A 20,774-nucleotide genomic window follows, 5' to 3' on the forward strand; every position below is an offset into this window, starting at 1 on the left:
AACATTTATGAAGGAACTTGCTAAACAGTACAATCCGGAAGAAGTTGAGGACCGCATTTATGAAATGTGGATGAAGGGGAATTATTTTCATGCTGAGGTAAATGCCAACAAGAAGCCATTTACAATCATGATGCCTCCGCCAAACGTAACAGGACAGTTACATATGGGTCATGCACTTGACAACACTCTGCAGGACTCTCTGATCCGTTTCAGAAGAATGCAGGGCTTTGAGGCTCTCTGGCAGCCGGGTTGTGACCATGCAGCTATCGCTACAGAGGTTAAGGTCACCAACAAGCTGAAGGAACAGGGTATCGATAAGCATGATCTCGGACGTGAAGGCTTCCTCAAGGAAGCATGGAAGTGGAAAGAAGAGTACGAGTCAAGAATCGTTAACCAGCTTCACAAGATCGGTTCTTCCGCAGACTGGGACAGACTTCGTTTTACTATGGATGAAGGCTGTTCAAAGGCTGTTGAGACTACCTTCATCAACCTTTACAAGAAGGGATACATCTACAAGGGTTCACGTATCATAAACTGGTGCCCTGTTTGTCATACATCACTTTCTGATGCCGAGGTAATCCACGAGGAGCAGGATGGTAATTTCTGGCATATCAAGTATCCTATCGCAGGACAGGAAGACAGATTTATCGAGATCGCAACAACAAGACCTGAGACTCTTCTCGGTGATACAGCTGTTGCGGTAAACCCTGAGGATCCAAGATACAAGGATCTCATCGGAAAGACTGTAAAGCTTCCTCTCACAGACAGAGAGATACCTATCGTAGGAGATGAGCATGCCGATATGGAATTCGGTACAGGTGCAGTTAAGATCACACCTGCTCACGATCCTAACGACTTCGAGGTTGGAAAGCGTCATAACCTTCCTGAGATAAATATTCTCGCAGATGATGCTACTGTTAACTGTCCAGGCTCAAAGTATGACGGACTTGATCGCTACGAAGCACGTAAGCTTATGGTTCAGGATCTCAAGGATCTCGGTCTTCTTGTCAAGATCGTTCCTACAAAGCATAATGTCGGAACCCATGATCGTTGCGGCACTACTGTCGAGCCTATGATCAAGCCACAGTGGTTCGTAAAGATGGCTGAGATGGCGAAGCCTGCCATCAAGGCCATAGAGACAGGTGACCTTCAGTTCGTACCTGAGAACTATTCAAAGACATATCTTCACTGGCTCGAGAACATCAAGGACTGGTGTATCTCCAGACAGCTCTGGTGGGGACACCGAATCCCGGCTTACTACTGTGAGACTTGCGGCGAGATGGTTGTTTCATCAGAGGTACCTTCTGTATGTCCAAAGTGCGGAGGAACACACTTTACACAGGATCCTGACACACTTGATACTTGGTTCTCAAGTGCTCTCTGGCCTTTTGAGACTCTTGGATGGCCACAGGAGACTCCCGAGTATAAGTATTTCTATCCTACCAATGTTCTCGTAACAGGATATGATATCATCTTCTTCTGGGTAGTACGTATGGTATTCTCAGGAATCGAGCAGACAGGAAAGGTTCCTTTCGGAAAGGTACTTATCCACGGTCTCGTAAGAGATGATCAGGGCCGTAAGATGAGTAAGTCCCTCGGTAACGGTATCGACCCTCTTGAGGTCATCAAGACCTATGGTGCCGATGCTCTCCGTATGACTCTTCTTACCGGTAATGCTCCGGGAAATGACATGCGTTTCTATTGGTCAAGAGTTGAGGCTTCACGTAACTTTATGAACAAGGTATGGAATGCTTCAAGATTCATCATGATGAACCTTGATAAGGCAGAGGTTCCTGCAGACATGCCGTCAAATATCACCATGGCTGACCGTTGGATCCTCAGCAAGGTAAACAACCTTATTCAGGATGTGACACGTAATATGGAGGCATTTGACCTTGGCATCGCCCTTGATAAGGTACAGAACTTCATTTGGGAAGAGTTCTGTGACTGGTATATCGAGATGGTTAAGCCGAGACTCTGGGACGAAAAGGATGAGACAAAGAGCGCTGCACTCTGGACACTTAAGTATGTTCTCACAACATCACTTAAGCTGCTTCACCCGTTCTGCCCGTTCATTACAGAGGAGATCTTCGATACTCTTACAGATTCAGAGACACCTCTCATGAAGCAGGAATGGCCTGTATATTCAGAGGCTTTCAATTTCTCAAATGATGAGTCTGAGATCGAGGCTATCAAGGAAGCCGTACGTGCCATCAGAAATGTACGTACAGAGATGAATGTTGCACCTTCAAGAAAGGCTCAGAACTTCGTTGTTACAACAAATGACAGAGTTAAGAAGACATTCGAGCATAGTAAGGTATTCTTTGCAACACTTGCCAGCGCTTCAGATGTTATCATCCAGGAGGATAAGGCAGGTATAGCAGATGATGCGGTATCAGTTGCTATTCCAGATGCTACTATCTACATTCCTTTTGCAGATCTCGTAGATATCGAAAAGGAGAAGGAGAGACTTCTTAAGGAGAAGGAAAAGTGGGAGGCTGAGATCAAGCGTTCAAACGGTATGCTCAACAATGAGAGATTCATCTCAAAGGCTCCTGAGGCAAAGGTTCAGGAAGAGCGTGATAAGCTTGAGCGTAATATGCAGATGCTCAAGCAGGTTGAAGAAAGACTTCAGGCGCTTAACTGATACATTTATGAAAGTAACACTTGTAACGGTTGGGAAAATAAAAGAAAAGTATCTGAGAGATGCCATTGCGGAATACAGTAAAAGACTGGGCGCTTTTTGTGACATTAACGTAGTCGAGGTTCAGGATGAAAAGACTCCTGATCATGCGCCTCAGTCAGTTGAAGAAAAGATAAAGGAAATAGAAGGAGAAAGGATACTTCAAAAGATAAGTGACAGATCCTTCGTTGTGGCTCTCGCCATAGATGGAGACATGCTGAGCTCCGAGCAGCTTTCAGGCAAGATCTCAGATCTTATGGTACGTGGAACCTCGGACATCGTCTTTGTAATAGGCGGTTCTCTCGGTCTTTCACCGGCTGTCATGAAAAGAGCCAATTATAAGCTCAGCTTCAGTAGGATGACATTCCCTCATCAGCTTATGAGGGTAATACTGCTGGAGCAGGTATACAGAGCTTTCAAGATAATCAATAACGAGCCATATCATAAGTGAATGAAATAAGGGCTGCTGCAGGATCACAAAAAACGTGATCCTGCAGCAGCCCTTCAGCTATCTATATTCATACTAAAATGTTAGTTAATACTCTACTCTATAAACTACTATATGATCAAATATCAGCATACAGAATATGAACTATATGCTATGTTAAACTACAGATCTATGTACGATACCGGAAATATACTCCGGAACATCATCCTTCGGCATATCCAGAACGAGAGCAAGCTCGTCATAAAGGATCCCCTCTGCCTGCTGCATATAATGTGTATCGGTAAGTGTAAGCTTCTTACCCTGACTGATACGCTCTTCCTTGCGAAGATGTAAAGTTTTGATGACTCTCATGAGCTCATCCGGACTACAGCTCTTGATGCACTCCTTGTACGCATCCTCACGCTGCTTGTTGTTTTTGATGTCGAGAACTCCGATGCCAGGTACAGTCTTGATGAAAGCTCTGGCTTCGTCTTTTGACATCACCTTTCTCATATTGATCTTTGTAGCCTCAACAGGAGCGTAAACAGAACCTGTAGGCTTGTCATATGGCTGCATCACATAATACTCTTTATCCTTTGATACGCCATCAAGATTTAAAACTGTTGTGTCGATGATTTTGTGTATGCCCTTACAACCGTAAACTACATAATCACCATTGTGAAACATAATACCTCCTTTTTAAATTGTAGCAAAAACATGGAAATGAAACAGGAATTTAAATCTAATTGTGAAATTTTTGTAATAAAATAAAGAATATAATATCTTGACAATTAAACTCCAAATTCATATATTATATATTTTACATTTTTTGGAAAAACTTTCAAAGTCAATATTGCACAATTACTTGCTAAAATTTGTATGATTTCTTGATATGGCAAACGGTGTAAGCTATACTTTAGCGTGATTGCCTGTAAATGATATAGGCAAAATGATATTATTTGGAGTATCCGATGCAAAAAATTAAAGAGCTGTATCTTAGCTATAAAGAGATAATTAATTATCTGATAGTTGGAGGACTTACAACTGTTGTGAGTCTTTCTGTATATTATCTGTGCGTATCAACATTTCTTGATCCGGCTTCACCTGTACAGCTACAGATCGCAAATATCATAGCATGGGTCATGGCAGTGACATTTGCATATGTTACGAACCGGCGCTACGTTTTCGAAAGCAACAGTGCATCTCTCATAGAAGAGGCAGGTAAGTTCTATGCCTCAAGGATAAGCACACTACTCATGGATATGGGGATAATGTTTTTCACTGTAAGCCTTCTACATATGAATGATAAGCTGGCAAAGCTCATAGTACAGGTTGTTGTGACTGTTGCGAATTATGTACTCAGTAAATATATAGTATTTAAAAAGCAGTGATCAGGTCATGGAACCGGTTGGATTTCAAGGATTTTCAAGTTGTGACTAAAATAGTAAGGAGTTGATCCTGATGTTTTTAAGATATGTGAAGCGACATAAAAGTTATCTTGTTTCGTTTTTCTTTCCTGTTGCGGCGATGCTGCTGATCTTCATCTTCAGAGGCATCTTTCCCTTCGGAAATGAAACTTTCTTACGTACTGATATGTATCATCAGTACGCACCCTTTTCTTCGGAATTTAATTATAAGCTGCAGAATTTCCGATCACTTCTCTACACATGGGATGTGGGACTTGGAATAAACTTTGCAGCTCTCTATGCATATTATCTTGCGAGTCCGCTTAACTGGCTTATGATACTCTGTCCAAAGGGACTCATACTCGAATTTATGACCTATTCCATCGTTCTGAAGATAGGTCTCTCAGGCGTCACCATGTGCTACTACCTTAGGCAGCACTTCTATAAGAGAGGAGTGGGATGCGTATTCTTTGCTGTGGCATATGCACTGTCCGGATATGTTTCAGCATACAGCTGGAACCTTATGTGGCTTGACTGCATCATACTTTTTCCTCTGATAATGCTTGGACTCGAAAGGCTTATGCAGGGCAAGAGCGGTATGCTTTACGTTATTTCCCTGGGACTCAGCATCCTTTCAAACTACTATATCTCCATAATGATCTGTATCTTTATGGTCATATACTTCTTCTGTCTTAATGTGATCTACGGTACATCAGGAGTTAATGTGGACTCACACAGAGTCATGATGTCTATGGATGAAGAGGATGATGAAACTGGAGCCTATGGCTTCGAATGCTTCATGGTGCGAGGCTTAAGATTCGGAGTCTATTCTCTGATTGCAGGTGGTCTTGCCGCTGTAACACTGCTTCCCGAGATCTTTGCGCTTCAGCTTACGGCTTCAGGTGATTTCAATTTCCCGAAGGTGGTTCAGCAGTATTTCACTATCATAGATATGTTCGCCCGCCAGATGCCAATAGTGGAGACAGAGCAGGGACTGGATCATTGGCCCAATATCTATGCCGGAGCCATGGTGTTCCTGTTGCTTCCGTTGTATTTTATGAATCAGAGGATCAGGATAAAGGAGAAGGCTGTCAACGGCGTCCTTCTTATATTCTTTTTCCTCAGCTTCAGCATAAATGTGCTGAATTTCATCTGGCATGGATTTCATTATCCGAATTCTCTGCCTTGCCGTCAGAGCTTCATCTATATCTTCATAGTACTAGGCATGTGTTATGAGGCTTATATAAAGCGTCATGAAGCATCCGTAAAGCAGCTGGGTATATCGCTTGCATCTGCCCTCGGCTTCATCATACTTGCCCAGAAGCTCGTTACGGATGATGCTATAAAGTGGTACACATTCTATGTTGCCATGCTTTTCGTGCTTATATACTTTTTCTTCATGTACGCTGACAGGCAGAGAAAGCTTAACCGTCCGCTGGGAGTGATCTGCGTTCTTTTTGTGCTTTTTATGGAGCTTACCATAAACATGGCGGTCACCTCCGTTACAATTACTTCAAGAGTTTCCTATACTCAGGATAATGCTGACGTTCGGACTATGGTGGAAAAGGTCAGGGAAAAGGATGATGGCTTCTACAGATTTGAGAAGATGACCAGAAAGACCAAGGATGATGGTGCCTGGATGAACTTCCCGAGTGTGTCCCTGTTCTCATCTACCGCATATGCTGCCTGCACCGATTTCTTCAAGGATATGGGTATGGAGGCTTCCACTAATGCATACTCCATCACAGGTTCCACCCCGCTCATGAATATGCTCTTCGGAGTAAAGTATGGTATCTATTCTCAGGAGCCCGCTGCACCTACGGAGACAGCATTGAACTATGTAGCAGAGTCAGGCGATACTTCAATCTACAGAAACAGCTACAGTCTGCCTCTGGGATACATGTTTTCAGATAAGGAGCTTAAGAACTGGAACACCGATATGGGAACACCGGCTCTTTCACAGAACAGTCTCTGTGAAGCACTGGATACAGATCCTGTTCTTAAGAACATGCTGGGAAGCTTTGAAGGAAAGAAGTATGTATTAACTGCGGGAATTGCCGGAGAGTACTATGCTTATGTCAACAACTCATCCATAAAGGAGGTCACTGTTGATTACGGCTACAGAAATAAAAAGACCTCAAATGTGGACAGAGGATTTTTTATTGAGCTCGGTTATCTGGAGGCAGGAGAGAAGGTCACTCTCATAAATGAGACTAACGAACAGGCTCTGGATGCTGATGTCTATTACTTCGATTATCAGGCTTTGGGAAAGGTCTATGAAAAGCTGAATGATGAGTCCTGGAACCTCAGTTCCTGGAATGATACCAGTCTGTCAGGCGATATAACGACGAAGGATGGGGGAGTCATGATGACTTCGATTCCATATGATGAAGGATGGACTGTATATGTAGACGGAGTAAAGACTGAGCTTCTAAAGGTAAAGGATACATTTATAGGTGTCAGGCTTGATCCCGGAACTCATTCCATCGAGATGAGATATTTTCCAAGAGGTCTTAAGCCGGGACTCTTGATCAGCTTCCTCAGTTTGCTTGCACTTATCATCATCAATCTCCTGACAAAACGCTATGGTTATGTAGAAAAGCTGCTTCCGGAGAGATATGAGGAGGATGAGGATGCTGCTCTTACAGAAGAATGATCATCAAATATGAATCTCTGATATTCTTTTTTATTATTTAACATCGAACCCGGTCTGTAGTATGGTTATCTATAGACTGGGTTTTTATATTTATTTTTTCGGAGGGAATAACATGAAGCTTTGGGGCGGAAGATTTACAGAAGCAGAGGATGCACTGACAGAGGCATTTAACGAATCACTCAGCTTTGATAAGCGTATGTACAGGCAGGACATCACAGGTTCCATCGCGCATGCAAAGATGCTGGGGAATCAGGGAATCATCTCAAAGGAGGATAGCGGTGAAATCGTTAAGGGGCTTCAGGGCATACTTCAGGATATAGAGGATGGTAAGCTTCAGATAGGCGGTGATGCAGAGGATATTCACAGCTTTATCGAGGCTGAGCTTACACAGCGTATAGGTGATGCCGGAAAGCGTCTTCACACCGGAAGAAGCCGTAACGATCAGGTGGCGCTCGATATGAAGATGTACACGAGAGACCATATCGACGGTATGATAAAGGAGCTTAAGAAGCTTATAGATACCTTTGAGAAGCTCATAGCAGAGAATAAGGACAGCTTTATGCCGGGCTTCACACATCTTCAGAAGGCACAGCCAACGACACTCGCACATCATATGGGAGCCTACAGGGAGATGTTTCTCAGGGATCTCAGTCGTCTCGGTGACACAAGGGATCGTTTAAATGAGTGCCCTTTAGGTGCGGGGGCATTTGCAGGAACAACATATCCTCTGGACAGAGATTTCACCGCAAGGGAGCTTGGATTCAGAAAAGCAACAGACAACTCCATGGATTCTGTTTCGGACAGAGACTATCTTCTTGAATACCTGTTTGATCTTTCCACAATACAGATGCACCTCAGCCGTCTCAGTGAGGAGATAATCATTTGGAACTCAAACGAGTATCAGTTCGTAAGGATCTCAGATGCCTATTCAACAGGTTCGAGCATCATGCCGCAGAAGAAGAACCCTGATATAGCTGAGCTTATCCGCGGTAAGACCGGACGTGTATATGGAGCACTTCAGAGTCTCATGGTAACCATGAAAGGACTTCCGCTCGCATATAACAAGGATATGCAGGAAGACAAGGAGATGGCGTTTGATGCCATGGATACAGTTACAAATTCTGTTATCCTTATGAACGGTATGTTAAGCACCATGACATGGAATAAGCCTCGTATGGAGGATTCGGCAAAGCGTGGTTTTACCAATGCTACAGACGTTGCGGATTATCTCGTACGTAAGGGTGTTCCTTTCCGTACAGCTCATGGAATAGTTGGTGAGCTTGTTCTTCTTTGCGAAAAGAAGAAGTGTGCACTGGATGATCTTAATATCGAGGAGTATCGTGAGATATGCGATAAGATCGATGATGATATCTATGAAGCGATCTCACTTGAGGTTTGCGTAAAGAACCGTAAGACAAAGGGAGCTCCGGGAGAGCAGCTTTGATGTGATGTCGTGAGATGAAGACTCTGAGGTCTTTCTGTGTGGAATGAAAGTGCGGGACAGCTTCGGCTGTCCTGCTTTTTTTGCGATAAGGCTGTCATGCGGACGCGGGTGCTTGCACACGCTGACATATGACAGCCAACGCGACATCTCACAGCAGAGCTGTGAGATGTAACAATATGCCATGTGCGATGGGAATATGTGTTCCAGTTGAGAGGATTTGGTTATGACTGATATTACTCATGCATATGTATAAATATACCTTAAAAATGAATTATATGATATTTTATGCAATATAAAATGACTAAATATGCATTATTATACAGAAAAAGCTTGCATTTTTATTCAATTGAGCGTATTATCCAAACATCAGATAAAACTTTCATACAGCATCGATTTAAAGAGTTGATGTCGAGAGTACGAAGTACTTACCACACTTCAGGGTTAAACCGGTACTGTCACAGTATGGAATGGATAGTTTTGAAAAGGAGAGTAATTATGAGCAATCTTACACCCAAGAACAACACACAGGGCGAGAAAGTAGTACTCGCATATTCAGGCGGACTTGATACAACAGCTATCGTACCATGGCTTAAAGAAACCTTCGGCTACGAGGTTATATGCTGTTGCGTAGATGTAGGACAGGGAAACGAACTTGACGGACTTGCTGAAAGAGCAAAGCTTTCAGGAGCCTCAAAGCTCTACATCGAGGACATAACCGATGATTTCTGTGACAACTATGTTGTACCTTGCCTTCAGGCAGACGCAACTTATGAAAATAAATATCTCTTAGGAACTTCCATGGCAAGACCCGCAATCGCAAAGAAGCTGGTTGAGATCGCTCGTAAGGAAGGAGCAAAGGCTATCTGCCACGGTGCTACAGGAAAGGGAAATGATCAGATCCGCTTTGAGCTTTCCATCAAGGCTCTGGCACCTGATCTCGATATCATCGCTCCATGGCGAATGACAGATATCTGGACCTTTCAGAGCCGTGAAGATGAGTTTAACTATATCAAGTCAAAGGGCATTCCACTTACATTTTCAGCAGATAATTCATACAGCCGTGACCGTAATATAGTTCATATCTCACATGAGGGACTTGAGCTCGAGGATCCTTCACAGGAGCCGAATTACGACCATATGCTGGTGCTTTCAAACTCACCTGAAAAGGCACCTGACAAGGAGACAGCAGTCGAGATCAAATGGGAAAAGGGTATTCCTGTAGAGCTTAACGGAAAGAAGATGAGCGTAAAGGATATCATCATCGAGCTCAACAAGCTGGGTGGAGAGAACGGAATCGGTATCATCGATATCGTTGAGAACCGAGTAGTAGGTATGAAGAGCAGAGGTGTTTATGAGACTCCGGGGCTTACCATCCTCATGGAGGCACATAAGCAGATCGAGGAGCTCATCCTCGACCGTCAGACCATGGAATTCAAGCAGATGGTAGACACAAAGTTCTCTCAGGTCGTTTACGAAGGAAAGTGGTTCGACCCTCTTTGTGAGGCTCTTCAGGCTTTTGTCAAATCAACTCAGCAGTATGTGACAGGTGTTACCAAGATGAAGCTCTACAAGGGTAATGTCATCAAGGCAGGAACCACATCACCATATTCACTTTACAACGAGTCTCTTGCTTCTTTCACAACAGGTGATCTTTACGATCATCATGATGCATCAGGCTTCATCACTCTTTTCGGACTTCCTGAGAAGGTACGTGCCATGAAGATGCTTGAAGTAAAGAATCTTGAGAACAACAAGTGATCATTTAATCCGGTAAGATCTTTTTCATGATGCAGAAAGCTGCATATATTGAAGAAGCTTGCTCATAGAATGAGGCTCTTCGGCGCGGTAAACCGGAGAGCTGAATTCATATAAGACGGTTGATAATGTTTCGGTCCAGGCATTATCACAAAAATGATTAGTTATTCATTTTTGAAAGCGTAATGCATATTGATGCATATAATTATTGAATAATAATTAATTTTATTATTCCTTTCAGAAATATGATAAAGTAGATTTTAAGATATTGATTTGCAGTTCATGCATATAAAAGGTGAGTTATGGGAATGATATCAGTTAAAGGCGGTGTGTGTGCCGCTTCAGGATTTATGGCTGCTTCAGCAGCAGCGGGAATCAGAAAGAAGGGTCGTGAAGATATGGCTCTTCTCTTTTCAAAGGAGCCTTGTACTGTGGCAGGAACCTTTACATCAAATGTAGTTAAGGCTGCCCCGGTTCAGTGGGATAAGAAGGTGGTTGCATCAGGAAAGCCGGTTCATGCTGTAGTTGTGAACTCCGGCATCGCAAATGCCTGCACAGGCAAGGAAGGACTTGATGCATGTCTCGCACTTGCAAGAAGCGTGGCTTATCAGTTCGGAAATGAGTTTTCGGAAAACTCGGTTCTGGTGGCTTCTACAGGTGTCATAGGAATGCAGCTTCCTGTTGAAAAGATGCAGGACGCTATCTCAGAGATGGTTCTGAAGCTCGATGCAGGAGAAGAAAATGCGACTCTTGCAAGTAAGGCTATCATGACAACCGATACAGTGAACAAGGAATTTGCTCTGGAGTTTGAGCTTTCAGGCAAGAAGGTTCACTTAGGTGGAATGACGAAGGGGTCAGGCATGATCCATCCGCGTATGTGCACCATGCTATGCTTCCTGACTACTGATGTTGCCATCTCCAAGGAAATGCTTCAGAAAGCCCTCAGTGCCGACATCACTGATACCTACAATATGATCTCTGTTGATGGAGACACTTCAACAAACGATACCTGCGTTATCCTTGCAAACGGTACAGCAGGAAATGTTGAGATCACAGAAGAAAATGAGGATTTCAAGACATTCTGTGAAGCTCTTCATCAGGTAAACAGTACACTTGCCACACGTATGGCTGCTGACGGTGAAGGTGCATCCCATCTTTTCACAGCAAAGGTTGTGGGGGCTAAGGATAAGGAAGAGGCAAGAACTCTTGCAAGAGCCGTTGTATCCTCCACACTTACCAAAGCTGCCATCTACGGAAAGGATGCAAACTGGGGACGTATCCTCTGTGCTATGGGATATTCCGGAGCGGAATTTGATCCTGAGAAGGTAGATCTTTATTTTGTAAATGATATCGGAAAGATCGCAGTTTATAAGCAGGGAGTTCCTCTTGATTTCGATGAGGATTTCGCTCTTGAGATACTTGGATATCAGGAAGTTACGGCTCTTATCGAGATGAACGAGGGAACCGAAACTGCAACGGCATGGGGCTGTGACCTTACTCATGAATATGTAGACATTAACGCAGAATACCGTACCTGATCCTTATAAGTAAGTTAAGCCGGGATAGAAGCTCTACATCCCGTTAAATGATTTGAACCTTGGAGGGAAATGATGGAGATTTCACAGGATATAATGAATAAGGCGGCTACCCTTGTGGAGGCATTGCCATACATTCAGAAATTCCAGGATAAAGTTGTTATCGTAAAATACGGCGGATCAGCCATGACTGACGAGCATCTAAAGATGCAGGTGATGCAGGACGTATCACTTCTTAAGCTGGTAGGTCTCAAGCCTATCCTCGTTCACGGAGGCGGAAAAGAGATCTCCAGATGGATAGGAAAGGTCGGCATGGAGCCGAGATTCGTAAACGGACTTCGCGTTACCGATGAGGATACCATGGAGATCGCAGAGATGGTTCTCAATAAGGTGAACAAGTCTCTGGTGCAGCTCATCAACAACCTAGGTGGTAAGGCCGTGGGAATCTCAGGCAAGGACGGAAATCTCCTGAAGTGCGTGAAGAAGTTCAGTAATGGTCAGGACATCGGTTTCGTCGGTGAGGTGGTGGGTGTAGATACAACCATCATTAAGGATATGCTGGATGACGGATTCATACCTATCATTTGCCCTGTAGGATTTGATGATCATGGGCAGACCTATAATGTCAATGCTGACGATGCGGCATGCGCTATCGCTGCAGCTATGAATGCTGAAAAGCTGGCATATCTGACTGATGTCGAGGGAGTATATAAGGATTTTGAAGATAAGGAATCCCTTATTCACACATTGAATCTCGACGAGGCGCAGAACATGATAGATTCGGGAGTTTTGGGGGGAGGTATGCTTCCAAAGCTTCAGAACTGTATCGATGCCATGAAAAAGGGCGTAAATCAGGTGCATATACTGGATGGAAGAGTGCCGCACTGTCTCTTGCTTGAGATCTTCACAAACAAGGGTATAGGAACCATGATCGAGAAGTCGATAGATAAGCATTTCGACTAAAAGGAGAAATAAATGAAATTTATGGATGATACCATCGTAAAGGGGAATGTAGTTAACGATCGTCTCCGCAATGAAGGCGAAAAGTATTTCTATAAGACCTACAACAGATTCCCTGTGGTCTTTGATCATGCAGATGGGGTATATATTTACGACGTAGGAGACAAGAAGTATCTGGATTTTGGTGCAGGAATTTCTGTTTGCGGACTCGGATACGGAAATGAGCTCATAAATTATGCTTTAAAATCACAGATAGACAAAGGGCTTCTCCATATATCGAATCTTTTCTACAACGAGCCTGCAATTGAGGCTGCTGAAAAGCTCACTGCTGTATCAGAGATGGACAAAGTGTTCTTTACAAATTCAGGAACCGAGGCCATAGAGGGAGCACTGAAGATCGCCCGCAGATATAACTACAATAAGGGAAAGAAGAATAGTGAGATCATCGCCATGCAGGGTTCATTCCATGGAAGAAGCATGGGTGCCCTCAGTGTGACGGGAAAGGATCATTATCGAGAGCCTTTTGAGCCTCTTGTAGGCGGAGTCAGGTTTGCAACATACAACGACCTTGATTCGGTCAAGGCACTTGTAAATGAAAACACCGGAGCCATAATACTCGAGACCTTCCAGGGTGAAGGTGGGATCTATCCTGCAACTGAAGAGTTCCTGAAGGGTGTGAGACAGATCTGTGATGACAACGATCTCATTCTTATCTTCGATGAGATCCAGTGCGGCATGGGACGTACAGGATATATGTTCGCATGGCAGGAGTTCGGCGTGAAGCCGGATGTACTTACAGTGGCAAAGGCTCTTGGAAACGGAGTCCCTGTCGGAGCATTCCTTGCTTCGGGAAAGGCTGCCGACGCTATGAAGCCCGGAGATCACGGTTCAACCTACGGAGGAAATCCTCTCGTATGTGCTGTTGCATCTGCTGTACTTGATGTGTTCAAGGAGGCAGACATTCCGGGACACGCAAAGGAAATGGGTGTACACCTTTGGAAGGCTCTCGATGAGATTAAGGAGAAATATCCTGAGCTTGTCGTGGATCACAGAGGAAAGGGGCTGATTCAGGGACTTGAGTTCGCAGCTGATGTAAAGGTATCCGATATCGTCAGCAAGGCTCTCCTTGAGCAGCAGCTCATACTTATTTCCGCTGAACACAACACCATCAGGTTCGTTCCACCTCTCGTTATCGAGCGTGAGCATGTGGAAGCCATGAAGGAAAAGCTTATGACAGTGCTGGACGGGATGAGTGAAGGTACTGAAAGTGCAGAATAAGACAGTCCGATGGGATTTGGATTTTCTGTTTATAATTCGGAATATGTAATGCTTAAGGCACAGGATCATGGATTTCAGGGTCCTGTGTTTTTTGTGGTTATGGGATCAAAGCCTGAATTGCCCGGGGTTTTAAAAAGATGTATATTATGACGTGAGTGTTAAAAGTCTATCTTCCGCTTATGTGCGGTCAAAAGTGAAAGTCAGACTTATGACACTTATGTCAGATGAGAATGGATGATACTAAATGGTTGACAGAGATTTAAGAAAAGAATCAGAAAATCAATTGAACTGGGTAGAAGTCAGTACAGAACATATAATTCGGGATGAGTGGATAGATTTCAGGAAAAGCTCCTGGCGTTTCCCTGATGGAAATGTAGTGGGACCATTCTATAGCTATAGCAGGAAAGATTACGTGGTGATCGTAGCCACGGATACTGATGATAACTATATCTGTGTGAAGCAGTTCAGACAGGGGATCAAATGTGTCACTACAGAATTCCCTGCAGGTGGAATAGAAGGAAAAGACGAAAAAATAACTGGAAGTTCAGGTGAATACGCAGAAGAGTCTCTTGCTATACCGGAAGCTTCCGAATCTTCAGAATCAATAGAACGATCAGAAGAGTACTCAGAAGAGCTTGCACTGCAGGCTGCGAAGAGAGAACTTCTTGAAGAGACGGGATATGAGTCTCATGAGTGGAGACATCTTATTACTGTACCGTCAAACGCAACCATAGCCGATAACTATGCACATATTTTCGTAGCTGAAAACTGCCGAAAGGTCTCAGGACAGAATCTGGATGATACGGAGTTTGTGAATGTAGTTAAGACATCACCACAGGAGATCGAAAAGATGATCAAAGAAGGAAACTTCCAGCAGGCTGTTCATATCATGGCATGGCTGATGGTGAGGAAGGGATAAGTTTTAATTAATAAAGTTTAGATTTATTTAAATTATATTTTATACAATCCAGTCGATGTTTACCTATGAAAACATTTAGCCACTAATGTATGCAAAAAAAATCATCTTGGAATATTGCATACAAAACATAGTGATGACATAATGTTGATTGCGCGATACTTCGCAGAGGGATCTGTACGATAGTCGTACAGAGAGCGCCTCGTAAGACAAAGACCGCAGCAGGAGGGAAAAAATGAATAATAATGTATCAACTTCAGCAACATCAGGAAGAGCTATCAATGTCTCAAGCCAGGTACGTGACCTTTCAATCATGGCGATGTTTACAGCTATCGTTCTGATCATGGCATTTACCCCGTTCGGAATCATTGATCTGCCTCTTATCAAAGCAACAATTTTACATGTACCTGTTATCATCGGTTCTGTAGTAATGGGACCTAAGAAGGGTGCATTTCTCGGATTCCTTTTTGGAGCTACAAGTCTTTTCAAGAACATCATGACTCCAAGCATCTTATCCTTTGCATTTACACCGACAGTTCCTGTTCCGGGTCTTTCACACGGTTCACCATGGGCACTGTTCATCTGTTTCGTACCTCGTATCCTTGTAGGTGTTACACCGTTTATTCTTTACAAGGGCGTAACAAAGGTTCTTCCTAAGATGAATGACGCAGTACGTTTTGTACTTCTTGCTCTTTGCGGTGCACTTGGCGCATTTACAAATACCGGACTGGTTATGGGAACAATTTATGCAGTATTCAAGAATGCTTATGCTGCAGCTAACGGTATCCCTGTAGAAAAGGTATTGAGCGTTATTCTTGGTATCGTATTTGCAAACGGTGTTCCGGAGATGCTTGTTGCCGCTGTGATCGTTCCTGTTGTTGTAACAGCTCTTATTAAAGCACGTATAGTAAATAAGTAATATATGATGCCAGTCAAAGCCGTTTACGGTACGACTGGCATTTTTTGCGAGAAAAAAATGAAAACACTTTTAATAGATGTCGGAAATTCAAATATAGTAATAGGCCTTTTCGAAGACGGAAAAAAGCTTTTTCAGGACAGAGCAGAAACACGTATAAAATGGGATCAGCTGAGCTTCATGAACAAGCTTAAGTCTGTTTTTCATGATAATAATGTTTCAGCCGATGAGATAAACGGCGCCATAATTTCTTCTGTGGTACCGGATATCAATCCTATACTTGTTTCTGCCATACGTCGTCTGACACATTGTAAGCCCATCATCGCCAACAAGAACAATGTAGACATTCCTGTGAAAAACTACGACATGTCCCTTCTCGGTATGGACAGAATGGTGGATATGCTGGCTGCTAAGGAAAAGTACGGATCTCCACTTATGATCTACGATCTCGGAACCTGTACCACCATGTCCACCATTGACAGCAAAGGTTTCTTCATCGGTGGCATGATTTCGCCCGGTATTCAGCTAAGCCTTGATGCAGAGGCGGAAAAAACCGCACAGCTGCCGGAGCTTATGGCGGATGCACCTGAAAAGCTCTTGGGTGATGATACTGTTTCATGTATGATAAATGGTGTAGTCATTGGCACAGCAGCCATGATAGACGGTATACATGAAAGAGTAGCCAAAGAGATGGAGATAGAGCCTGAGAAGCTCACACTGGTGCTTACAGGCGGACTCAGCAAGCTCGTCATCCCATGGCTTAAAAATAAAGCTAATTTCGAGCCGGATCTTCTTCTGAACGGACTTGAACTGCTGTATCTGAAGTCAACTATGGATAAAAGCTGATCTATATTGAGGAGTATTACCTATGTTAAAAGGAAAGAATATTTTACTGGGAGTGACAGGCGGTATAGCCGCATACAAGGCAGCGGATATCTGTTCACGACTTGTCAAGAATCATGCCAATGTTGATGTTATCATGACAGAAAACGCACTTAACTTCATCACTCCCAATACATTTGAGGGTCTCTGCCACAACAAGGTGACTACCGATACCTTTGACAGAAACCATCCTTTTGAAGTGGAGCACATAGCACTGGCGGATAAGGCTGACTGTGTGATCATCGCACCTGCGACAGCCAATATCATAGGAAAACTTGCCAACGGAATAGCCGATGATATGCTTTCCACAACACTTCTTGCCTGCGAGTGTCCTAAGCTCATCGCACCGGCCATGAATACTCATATGTGGAACAATCCTATAGTTCAGGATAATATAGAGAAGCTAAAGAGATACGGATTTATCATCATCGATCCTGAGAGCGGACATCTTGCCTGCGGATACAACGGTTCCGGAAAGCTTGCAAAACCGGAAGTGATCGTTGACTGGATCATAAACACCTGCGCCCATGAAAAGGACATGAAGGGACTTAAGGTCGTGGTAAGTGCCGGACCTACCTGTGAGGATCTGGATCCTGTACGCTTCCTGACCAATCGTTCCACAGGAAAGATGGGGTACAGCATCGCTTCTGCCGCAGCTTCCAGAGGAGCCGATGTCACACTTGTGAGCGGACCTGTTGAACTTCCGGCTCCTGCAGGAGTGGAGGTCGTAAACATCAGAAGCGCGGCTGATATGTTCAGAGAGATCACATCCCGACAGGATAGGACTGATATCATCATAAAGGCTGCAGCTGTTGCGGATTACAGACCTGTGACTGTAGCGGATAACAAGATAAAGAAAAAGGATGACGGCTCGGATCTCAGTCTACCCCTTGAAAGAACGGATGATATACTGAAGTTCCTCGGTGACCATAAGAAGGCAGGACAGTTCCTCTGCGGTTTCTCCATGGAGACCGAGAACATGGTTGAGAACTCCCGTAAGAAGCTTGAGAAAAAGAACCTTGATCTTATCGCTGCAAACAACGTTAAGGTGGAGGGAGCCGGCTTCAGGGGTGACACCAATGTCCTCACACTGATCTCAAGGAATTCAGAAACTGAGCTTCCGCTTATGTCCAAGTGGGATGCAGCTCACAGGCTTTTGGATGAGATAATGAGACTGAGATAATTCACTATACTGTTTATACGATTGGAGAGCATATGACATCAAAGGAAACGAAACTTAAGGATTATCTTGATAAACTGGGGGCTAAGGAGTCTGTTCCGGGTGGCGGAGGTGCCAGTGCCCTGGCAGGAGCCTACGGTGTCAGCCTCGGGCTTATGGTGGTGTCTTTCACCAGCGGAAAAAAGAAATTTGCAGAGTTTGAGCCGAGACTTCAGATCATAAAGGATAAGCTTGAAAAGCTGAGGACCAGATTTCTGGAACTTTCGGATGAAGATGAAAAGGTATTCTATCCTCTGAGTCAGGCTTACGGACTTCCGAGTGAGACAGTGGAAGAGAAGGACTATAAGGAGACCACTCTTGAGACCTGTCTGTCCAATGCCTCCATGACTCCTATTAAGGTCATGGAGTGTGCATGTGAAGCCCTGAATTACATGCAGGAGCTTGCGGATAACGGATCAAAGCTTATGTTGAGTGATGTGGGTGTCGGCGTATCTTTCCTTAGCACAGCACTTCAGGGTGCGGTTATGAATGTCTACATTAACACAAAGATGATGAAGAACAGAAACCGTATGATAGAGCTAAATGAATATGCCTATAAGCTTTTAACGGACGGAAAGAGCAGGGCGAGACTTATATATGAGCAGGTCGAGGCTTCCGTGAGACCGGAGTATAATGCTGAAAAAGATCGTATAGCAAGAAATAAGGTGGACTTTTCGTGATATGATCTAAGGAAACACTTTGATCATCGTTTCTCTGAAATATCCAGGTCAGCTCATATGCATATGAACCTATTCAGGGAACAATAATTATTAATAAAAATACAGGAGTGAACATGCAGGAATTAAGAGGAAAACTCATTGCGGACAGAATAAAGGGAGAGTGTCTTGACTTTGTAGGAAAGTACAACGGTATCATGCCGGCACTTGCTATCTTAAGAGTAGGCAACAAGGAAGCAGACCTTTCATATGAAAGAAGCATTAAAAAGCGTTTTGTGGATTTCGGTCTCGAGGTAAAGGACTATGAGCTTCCGGAGAACTGTACAGACAAAGAGTTTCAGGAGGTCTTTGATTTCATCAACAATGATCCTGAGATCCATGGAATCCTCGTTATGCGCCCTCTTCCGAAGCAGATCGATGAAGAGGCCATGCTTAAGAAGATGAACCCTTTGAAGGACATCGACTGTATAACCGATGCCAATGTTTCCGGCGTGATGCGTGGTGATAAGGAAGCATTTGCACCTTGTACTGCACAGGCTGTTATCGAGATACTCAAGGCTTATAACATTGAGATGGCGGGAAAAAAAGCATGCATCATCGGACGTTCCATGGTGGTTGGAAAGCCTCTTTCCATGCTGCTTCTTCAGGAAAATGCCACAGTTACTGTATGCCATTCAAAAACAGAGAATATCAAGGCTGTTGCCAGTGATGCGGATATCGTGATCGCTGCTATAGGTAAGGCAAAGCAGATCAGCAGCGGATATATAAAGGAAGATGCAACACTGATCGACGTTGGTATCAATGTTGATGAGCAGGGTAATCTTTGTGGTGATTGTGATTGGGATCAGATCGTATTAAAGGCAGGTGCGGCTACACCTGTTCCGGGAGGAGTAGGCACAGTGACAACAGCCGTGCTTGCAAGACATCTTATAGATGCTGCCAGACGTCTCATGAATCTTCCTGAGGTGGATGACACAAAGGATGAATATGTCAGCGAAAGCTAAGTCATAACCTGGTCAGTGTTATATCACGGGATATTTATGTATATATAACTAAATTTCATTATAAAAACGAAATTTATGTGAGATATTAATGATATAAAGTGATATAATCACTTTGGTAAGGAAATCAATAACTGTTAAGCAGTTATTATTCATCGATGAATTGTTGATGCATCGATGGAATAGAATATATTACGATTGAAGTAAACGGGGGTGTCGGTCAGAACCGGCTGAGATAGGAACTGTGCGTTCCGGACCCTATGAAACCTGATTTGGATCATGCCAACGTAGGGAGTGAGCTTTATTTAACGCCTGTAGTGGGACTATCCGAATTAGGATAGTCCCTTTTTTGCGATAAAGCCCGGGAGAATATTATATGAACAAGAATTCACTTGTATTATACGGCATAACCGACAGAACATGTCTTCCGAAGGGGAAGACACTCGCAGAAGCAGTTGTGGAGGCCATAGAAGGTGGAATCACCATGCTTCAGTTAAGAGAAAAGGAGCTAAAGGGAGAGGATCTTTTGAAGCTAGCCGGAGAGCTTCAGGCTATTTGCAGGAGCCGGAATATTCCTTTCATTATTAACGACGATGTGGAGCTCTGCAGGATCATCGATGCTGATGGAGTTCATGTTGGTCAGGAGGATATGGCTCCGGAAGATGCAAGAAAGATCATAGGTCCCGGGAAGATAGTGGGAGTCACTGCAAAAACTGTGGGACAGGCAGCGATTGCCTGCAAAAACGGAGCGGATTATCTGGGATCAGGAGCTCTTTACGGTTCAGCAACGAAGAAAGACGCCATATACATGACGAAGGAAACATTTAAAGAGATCATCCGATCTGTGGATATACCTGTTGTTGGAATAGGGGGGATAAATGAGTCCAATGCTTCTGAACTTAAAGGTACAGGCGCTGCCGGAATAGCGGTTGTCAGCAGCATCTTCGGACAGGAAGACATCAGAGGAGCTGCAGAAAGGCTCAGAAAGACAGCCGAAAAAATAGTGGGATAAAGATAAG

The 20,774-nt window shown here is 43.8% G+C and carries 17 protein-coding genes and 1 riboswitch; of the genes, 16 read left to right on the top strand and 1 reads right to left on the bottom strand.

Features of this window, described 5'->3' with window-relative positions:
• Window positions 1-7 precede the first annotated feature (7 nt).
• Together BXO88_RS11515 and rlmH are read left to right on the top strand one after the other, a co-directional pair.
• Window positions 8-2,647: a valine--tRNA ligase gene (locus BXO88_RS11515; RefSeq protein WP_078037880.1), complete on the top strand. Its 2,640-nt coding sequence runs from the start codon at window positions 8-10 to the stop codon at window positions 2,645-2,647.
• Between the two features lie 7 nt (window positions 2,648-2,654).
• A complete protein-coding gene (gene rlmH / locus BXO88_RS11520) occupies window positions 2,655-3,134 on the top strand; it encodes a 23S rRNA (pseudouridine(1915)-N(3))-methyltransferase RlmH (RefSeq protein ID WP_078037881.1) in 480 nt (159 codons plus the stop codon).
• 153 nt (window positions 3,135-3,287) lie between these two features.
• Here the strand turns inward: rlmH and BXO88_RS11525 are convergent, their stop codons facing one another.
• Complete coding sequence (locus BXO88_RS11525) at window positions 3,288-3,797, bottom strand: CarD family transcriptional regulator (protein ID WP_078037882.1); 510 nt, start codon at window positions 3,795-3,797, stop codon at window positions 3,288-3,290.
• Window positions 3,798-4,081: 284 nt separating this feature from the next.
• Between BXO88_RS11525 and BXO88_RS11530 the strand changes: the two genes are divergently transcribed.
• The 14 genes from BXO88_RS11530 to thiE all read left to right on the top strand — a co-directional run bounded on the left by BXO88_RS11530 (window position 4,082) and on the right by thiE (window position 20,767).
• Window positions 4,082-4,501 carry a GtrA family protein gene (locus BXO88_RS11530; RefSeq protein WP_078037883.1) on the top strand — a complete coding sequence of 140 codons (420 nt, stop codon included), beginning with the start codon at window positions 4,082-4,084 and terminating at the stop codon, window positions 4,499-4,501.
• A 70-nt stretch (window positions 4,502-4,571) separates the two neighbouring features.
• Window positions 4,572-7,172, top strand: coding sequence for a YfhO family protein (locus tag BXO88_RS11535; protein ID WP_078037884.1), 2,601 nt, complete (start codon window positions 4,572-4,574; stop codon window positions 7,170-7,172).
• A 112-nt stretch (window positions 7,173-7,284) separates the two neighbouring features.
• Window positions 7,285-8,616 carry an argininosuccinate lyase gene (argH, locus tag BXO88_RS11540; protein ID WP_078037885.1) on the top strand — a complete coding sequence of 444 codons (1,332 nt, stop codon included), beginning with the start codon at window positions 7,285-7,287 and terminating at the stop codon, window positions 8,614-8,616.
• A gap of 495 nt (window positions 8,617-9,111) precedes the next feature.
• Window positions 9,112-10,374, top strand: coding sequence for an argininosuccinate synthase (locus tag BXO88_RS11545; RefSeq protein ID WP_078037886.1), 1,263 nt, complete (start codon window positions 9,112-9,114; stop codon window positions 10,372-10,374).
• A 305-nt stretch (window positions 10,375-10,679) separates the two neighbouring features.
• On the top strand, window positions 10,680-11,909 hold the full coding sequence (gene argJ, locus BXO88_RS11550; RefSeq protein ID WP_078037928.1) for a bifunctional glutamate N-acetyltransferase/amino-acid acetyltransferase ArgJ: 1,230 nt from the start codon (window positions 10,680-10,682) through the stop codon (window positions 11,907-11,909).
• 72 nt (window positions 11,910-11,981) lie between these two features.
• The gene (gene argB / locus BXO88_RS11555) at window positions 11,982-12,869 is read left to right on the top strand and encodes an acetylglutamate kinase (protein ID WP_442944931.1); all 888 of its coding nucleotides are present in this window, start codon (window positions 11,982-11,984) and stop codon (window positions 12,867-12,869) included.
• A 21-nt stretch (window positions 12,870-12,890) separates the two neighbouring features.
• Window positions 12,891-14,144 (top strand): aspartate aminotransferase family protein, encoded by a 1,254-nt coding sequence (locus tag BXO88_RS11560; protein WP_078037930.1) that lies wholly within the window; start codon window positions 12,891-12,893, stop codon window positions 14,142-14,144.
• A 244-nt stretch (window positions 14,145-14,388) separates the two neighbouring features.
• Entirely contained in the window at window positions 14,389-15,063 is a 675-nt protein-coding gene (locus tag BXO88_RS11565) for an NUDIX hydrolase (RefSeq protein WP_078037887.1), read from the top strand.
• Window positions 15,064-15,295: 232 nt separating this feature from the next.
• Window positions 15,296-15,979, top strand: coding sequence for an ECF transporter S component (locus BXO88_RS11570; protein WP_078037888.1), 684 nt, complete (start codon window positions 15,296-15,298; stop codon window positions 15,977-15,979).
• A 57-nt stretch (window positions 15,980-16,036) separates the two neighbouring features.
• Window positions 16,037-16,822, top strand: a complete 786-nt coding sequence (locus BXO88_RS11575; RefSeq protein WP_168171694.1) for a type III pantothenate kinase — start codon at window positions 16,037-16,039, stop codon at window positions 16,820-16,822.
• A 22-nt stretch (window positions 16,823-16,844) separates the two neighbouring features.
• On the top strand, window positions 16,845-18,041 hold the full coding sequence (coaBC, locus tag BXO88_RS11580; RefSeq protein WP_078037890.1) for a bifunctional phosphopantothenoylcysteine decarboxylase/phosphopantothenate--cysteine ligase CoaBC: 1,197 nt from the start codon (window positions 16,845-16,847) through the stop codon (window positions 18,039-18,041).
• A gap of 32 nt (window positions 18,042-18,073) precedes the next feature.
• Window positions 18,074-18,757 carry a cyclodeaminase/cyclohydrolase family protein gene (locus BXO88_RS11585; protein WP_078037891.1) on the top strand — a complete coding sequence of 228 codons (684 nt, stop codon included), beginning with the start codon at window positions 18,074-18,076 and terminating at the stop codon, window positions 18,755-18,757.
• Between the two features lie 113 nt (window positions 18,758-18,870).
• Window positions 18,871-19,758, top strand: a complete 888-nt coding sequence (locus tag BXO88_RS11590) for a bifunctional 5,10-methylenetetrahydrofolate dehydrogenase/5,10-methenyltetrahydrofolate cyclohydrolase (RefSeq protein ID WP_078037892.1) — start codon at window positions 18,871-18,873, stop codon at window positions 19,756-19,758.
• A gap of 196 nt (window positions 19,759-19,954) precedes the next feature.
• Window positions 19,955-20,066: riboswitch (TPP riboswitch) on the top strand.
• A gap of 65 nt (window positions 20,067-20,131) precedes the next feature.
• Window positions 20,132-20,767 (top strand): thiamine phosphate synthase, encoded by a 636-nt coding sequence (gene thiE, locus BXO88_RS11595; RefSeq protein ID WP_078037893.1) that lies wholly within the window; start codon window positions 20,132-20,134, stop codon window positions 20,765-20,767.
• The last annotated feature ends 7 nt before the right edge of the window (window positions 20,768-20,774 follow it).

The organism is Oribacterium sp. C9, assembly GCF_002007235.1.
Lineage (GTDB): Bacteria > Bacillota > Clostridia > Lachnospirales > Lachnospiraceae > Oribacterium.

Bases quoted from the DNA above. Each gene is read 5' to 3' on its own strand.
- BXO88_RS11515 (WP_078037880.1), top strand. From the start codon at position 8: ATGAAGGAACTTGCTAAACAGTACAATCCGGAAGAAGTTGAGGACCGC.
- rlmH (WP_078037881.1), top strand. From the start codon at position 2,655: ATGAAAGTAACACTTGTAACGGTTGGGAAAATAAAAGAAAAGTATCTG.
- BXO88_RS11525 (WP_078037882.1), bottom strand. From the start codon at position 3,797: ATGTTTCACAATGGTGATTATGTAGTTTACGGTTGTAAGGGCATACAC.
- BXO88_RS11530 (WP_078037883.1), top strand. From the start codon at position 4,082: ATGCAAAAAATTAAAGAGCTGTATCTTAGCTATAAAGAGATAATTAAT.
- BXO88_RS11535 (WP_078037884.1), top strand. From the start codon at position 4,572: ATGTTTTTAAGATATGTGAAGCGACATAAAAGTTATCTTGTTTCGTTT.
- argH (WP_078037885.1), top strand. From the start codon at position 7,285: ATGAAGCTTTGGGGCGGAAGATTTACAGAAGCAGAGGATGCACTGACA.
- BXO88_RS11545 (WP_078037886.1), top strand. From the start codon at position 9,112: ATGAGCAATCTTACACCCAAGAACAACACACAGGGCGAGAAAGTAGTA.
- argJ (WP_078037928.1), top strand. From the start codon at position 10,680: ATGATATCAGTTAAAGGCGGTGTGTGTGCCGCTTCAGGATTTATGGCT.
- argB (WP_442944931.1), top strand. From the start codon at position 11,982: ATGGAGATTTCACAGGATATAATGAATAAGGCGGCTACCCTTGTGGAG.
- BXO88_RS11560 (WP_078037930.1), top strand. From the start codon at position 12,891: ATGGATGATACCATCGTAAAGGGGAATGTAGTTAACGATCGTCTCCGC.
- BXO88_RS11565 (WP_078037887.1), top strand. From the start codon at position 14,389: ATGGTTGACAGAGATTTAAGAAAAGAATCAGAAAATCAATTGAACTGG.
- BXO88_RS11570 (WP_078037888.1), top strand. From the start codon at position 15,296: ATGAATAATAATGTATCAACTTCAGCAACATCAGGAAGAGCTATCAAT.
- BXO88_RS11575 (WP_168171694.1), top strand. From the start codon at position 16,037: ATGAAAACACTTTTAATAGATGTCGGAAATTCAAATATAGTAATAGGC.
- coaBC (WP_078037890.1), top strand. From the start codon at position 16,845: ATGTTAAAAGGAAAGAATATTTTACTGGGAGTGACAGGCGGTATAGCC.
- BXO88_RS11585 (WP_078037891.1), top strand. From the start codon at position 18,074: ATGACATCAAAGGAAACGAAACTTAAGGATTATCTTGATAAACTGGGG.
- BXO88_RS11590 (WP_078037892.1), top strand. From the start codon at position 18,871: ATGCAGGAATTAAGAGGAAAACTCATTGCGGACAGAATAAAGGGAGAG.
- thiE (WP_078037893.1), top strand. From the start codon at position 20,132: ATGAACAAGAATTCACTTGTATTATACGGCATAACCGACAGAACATGT.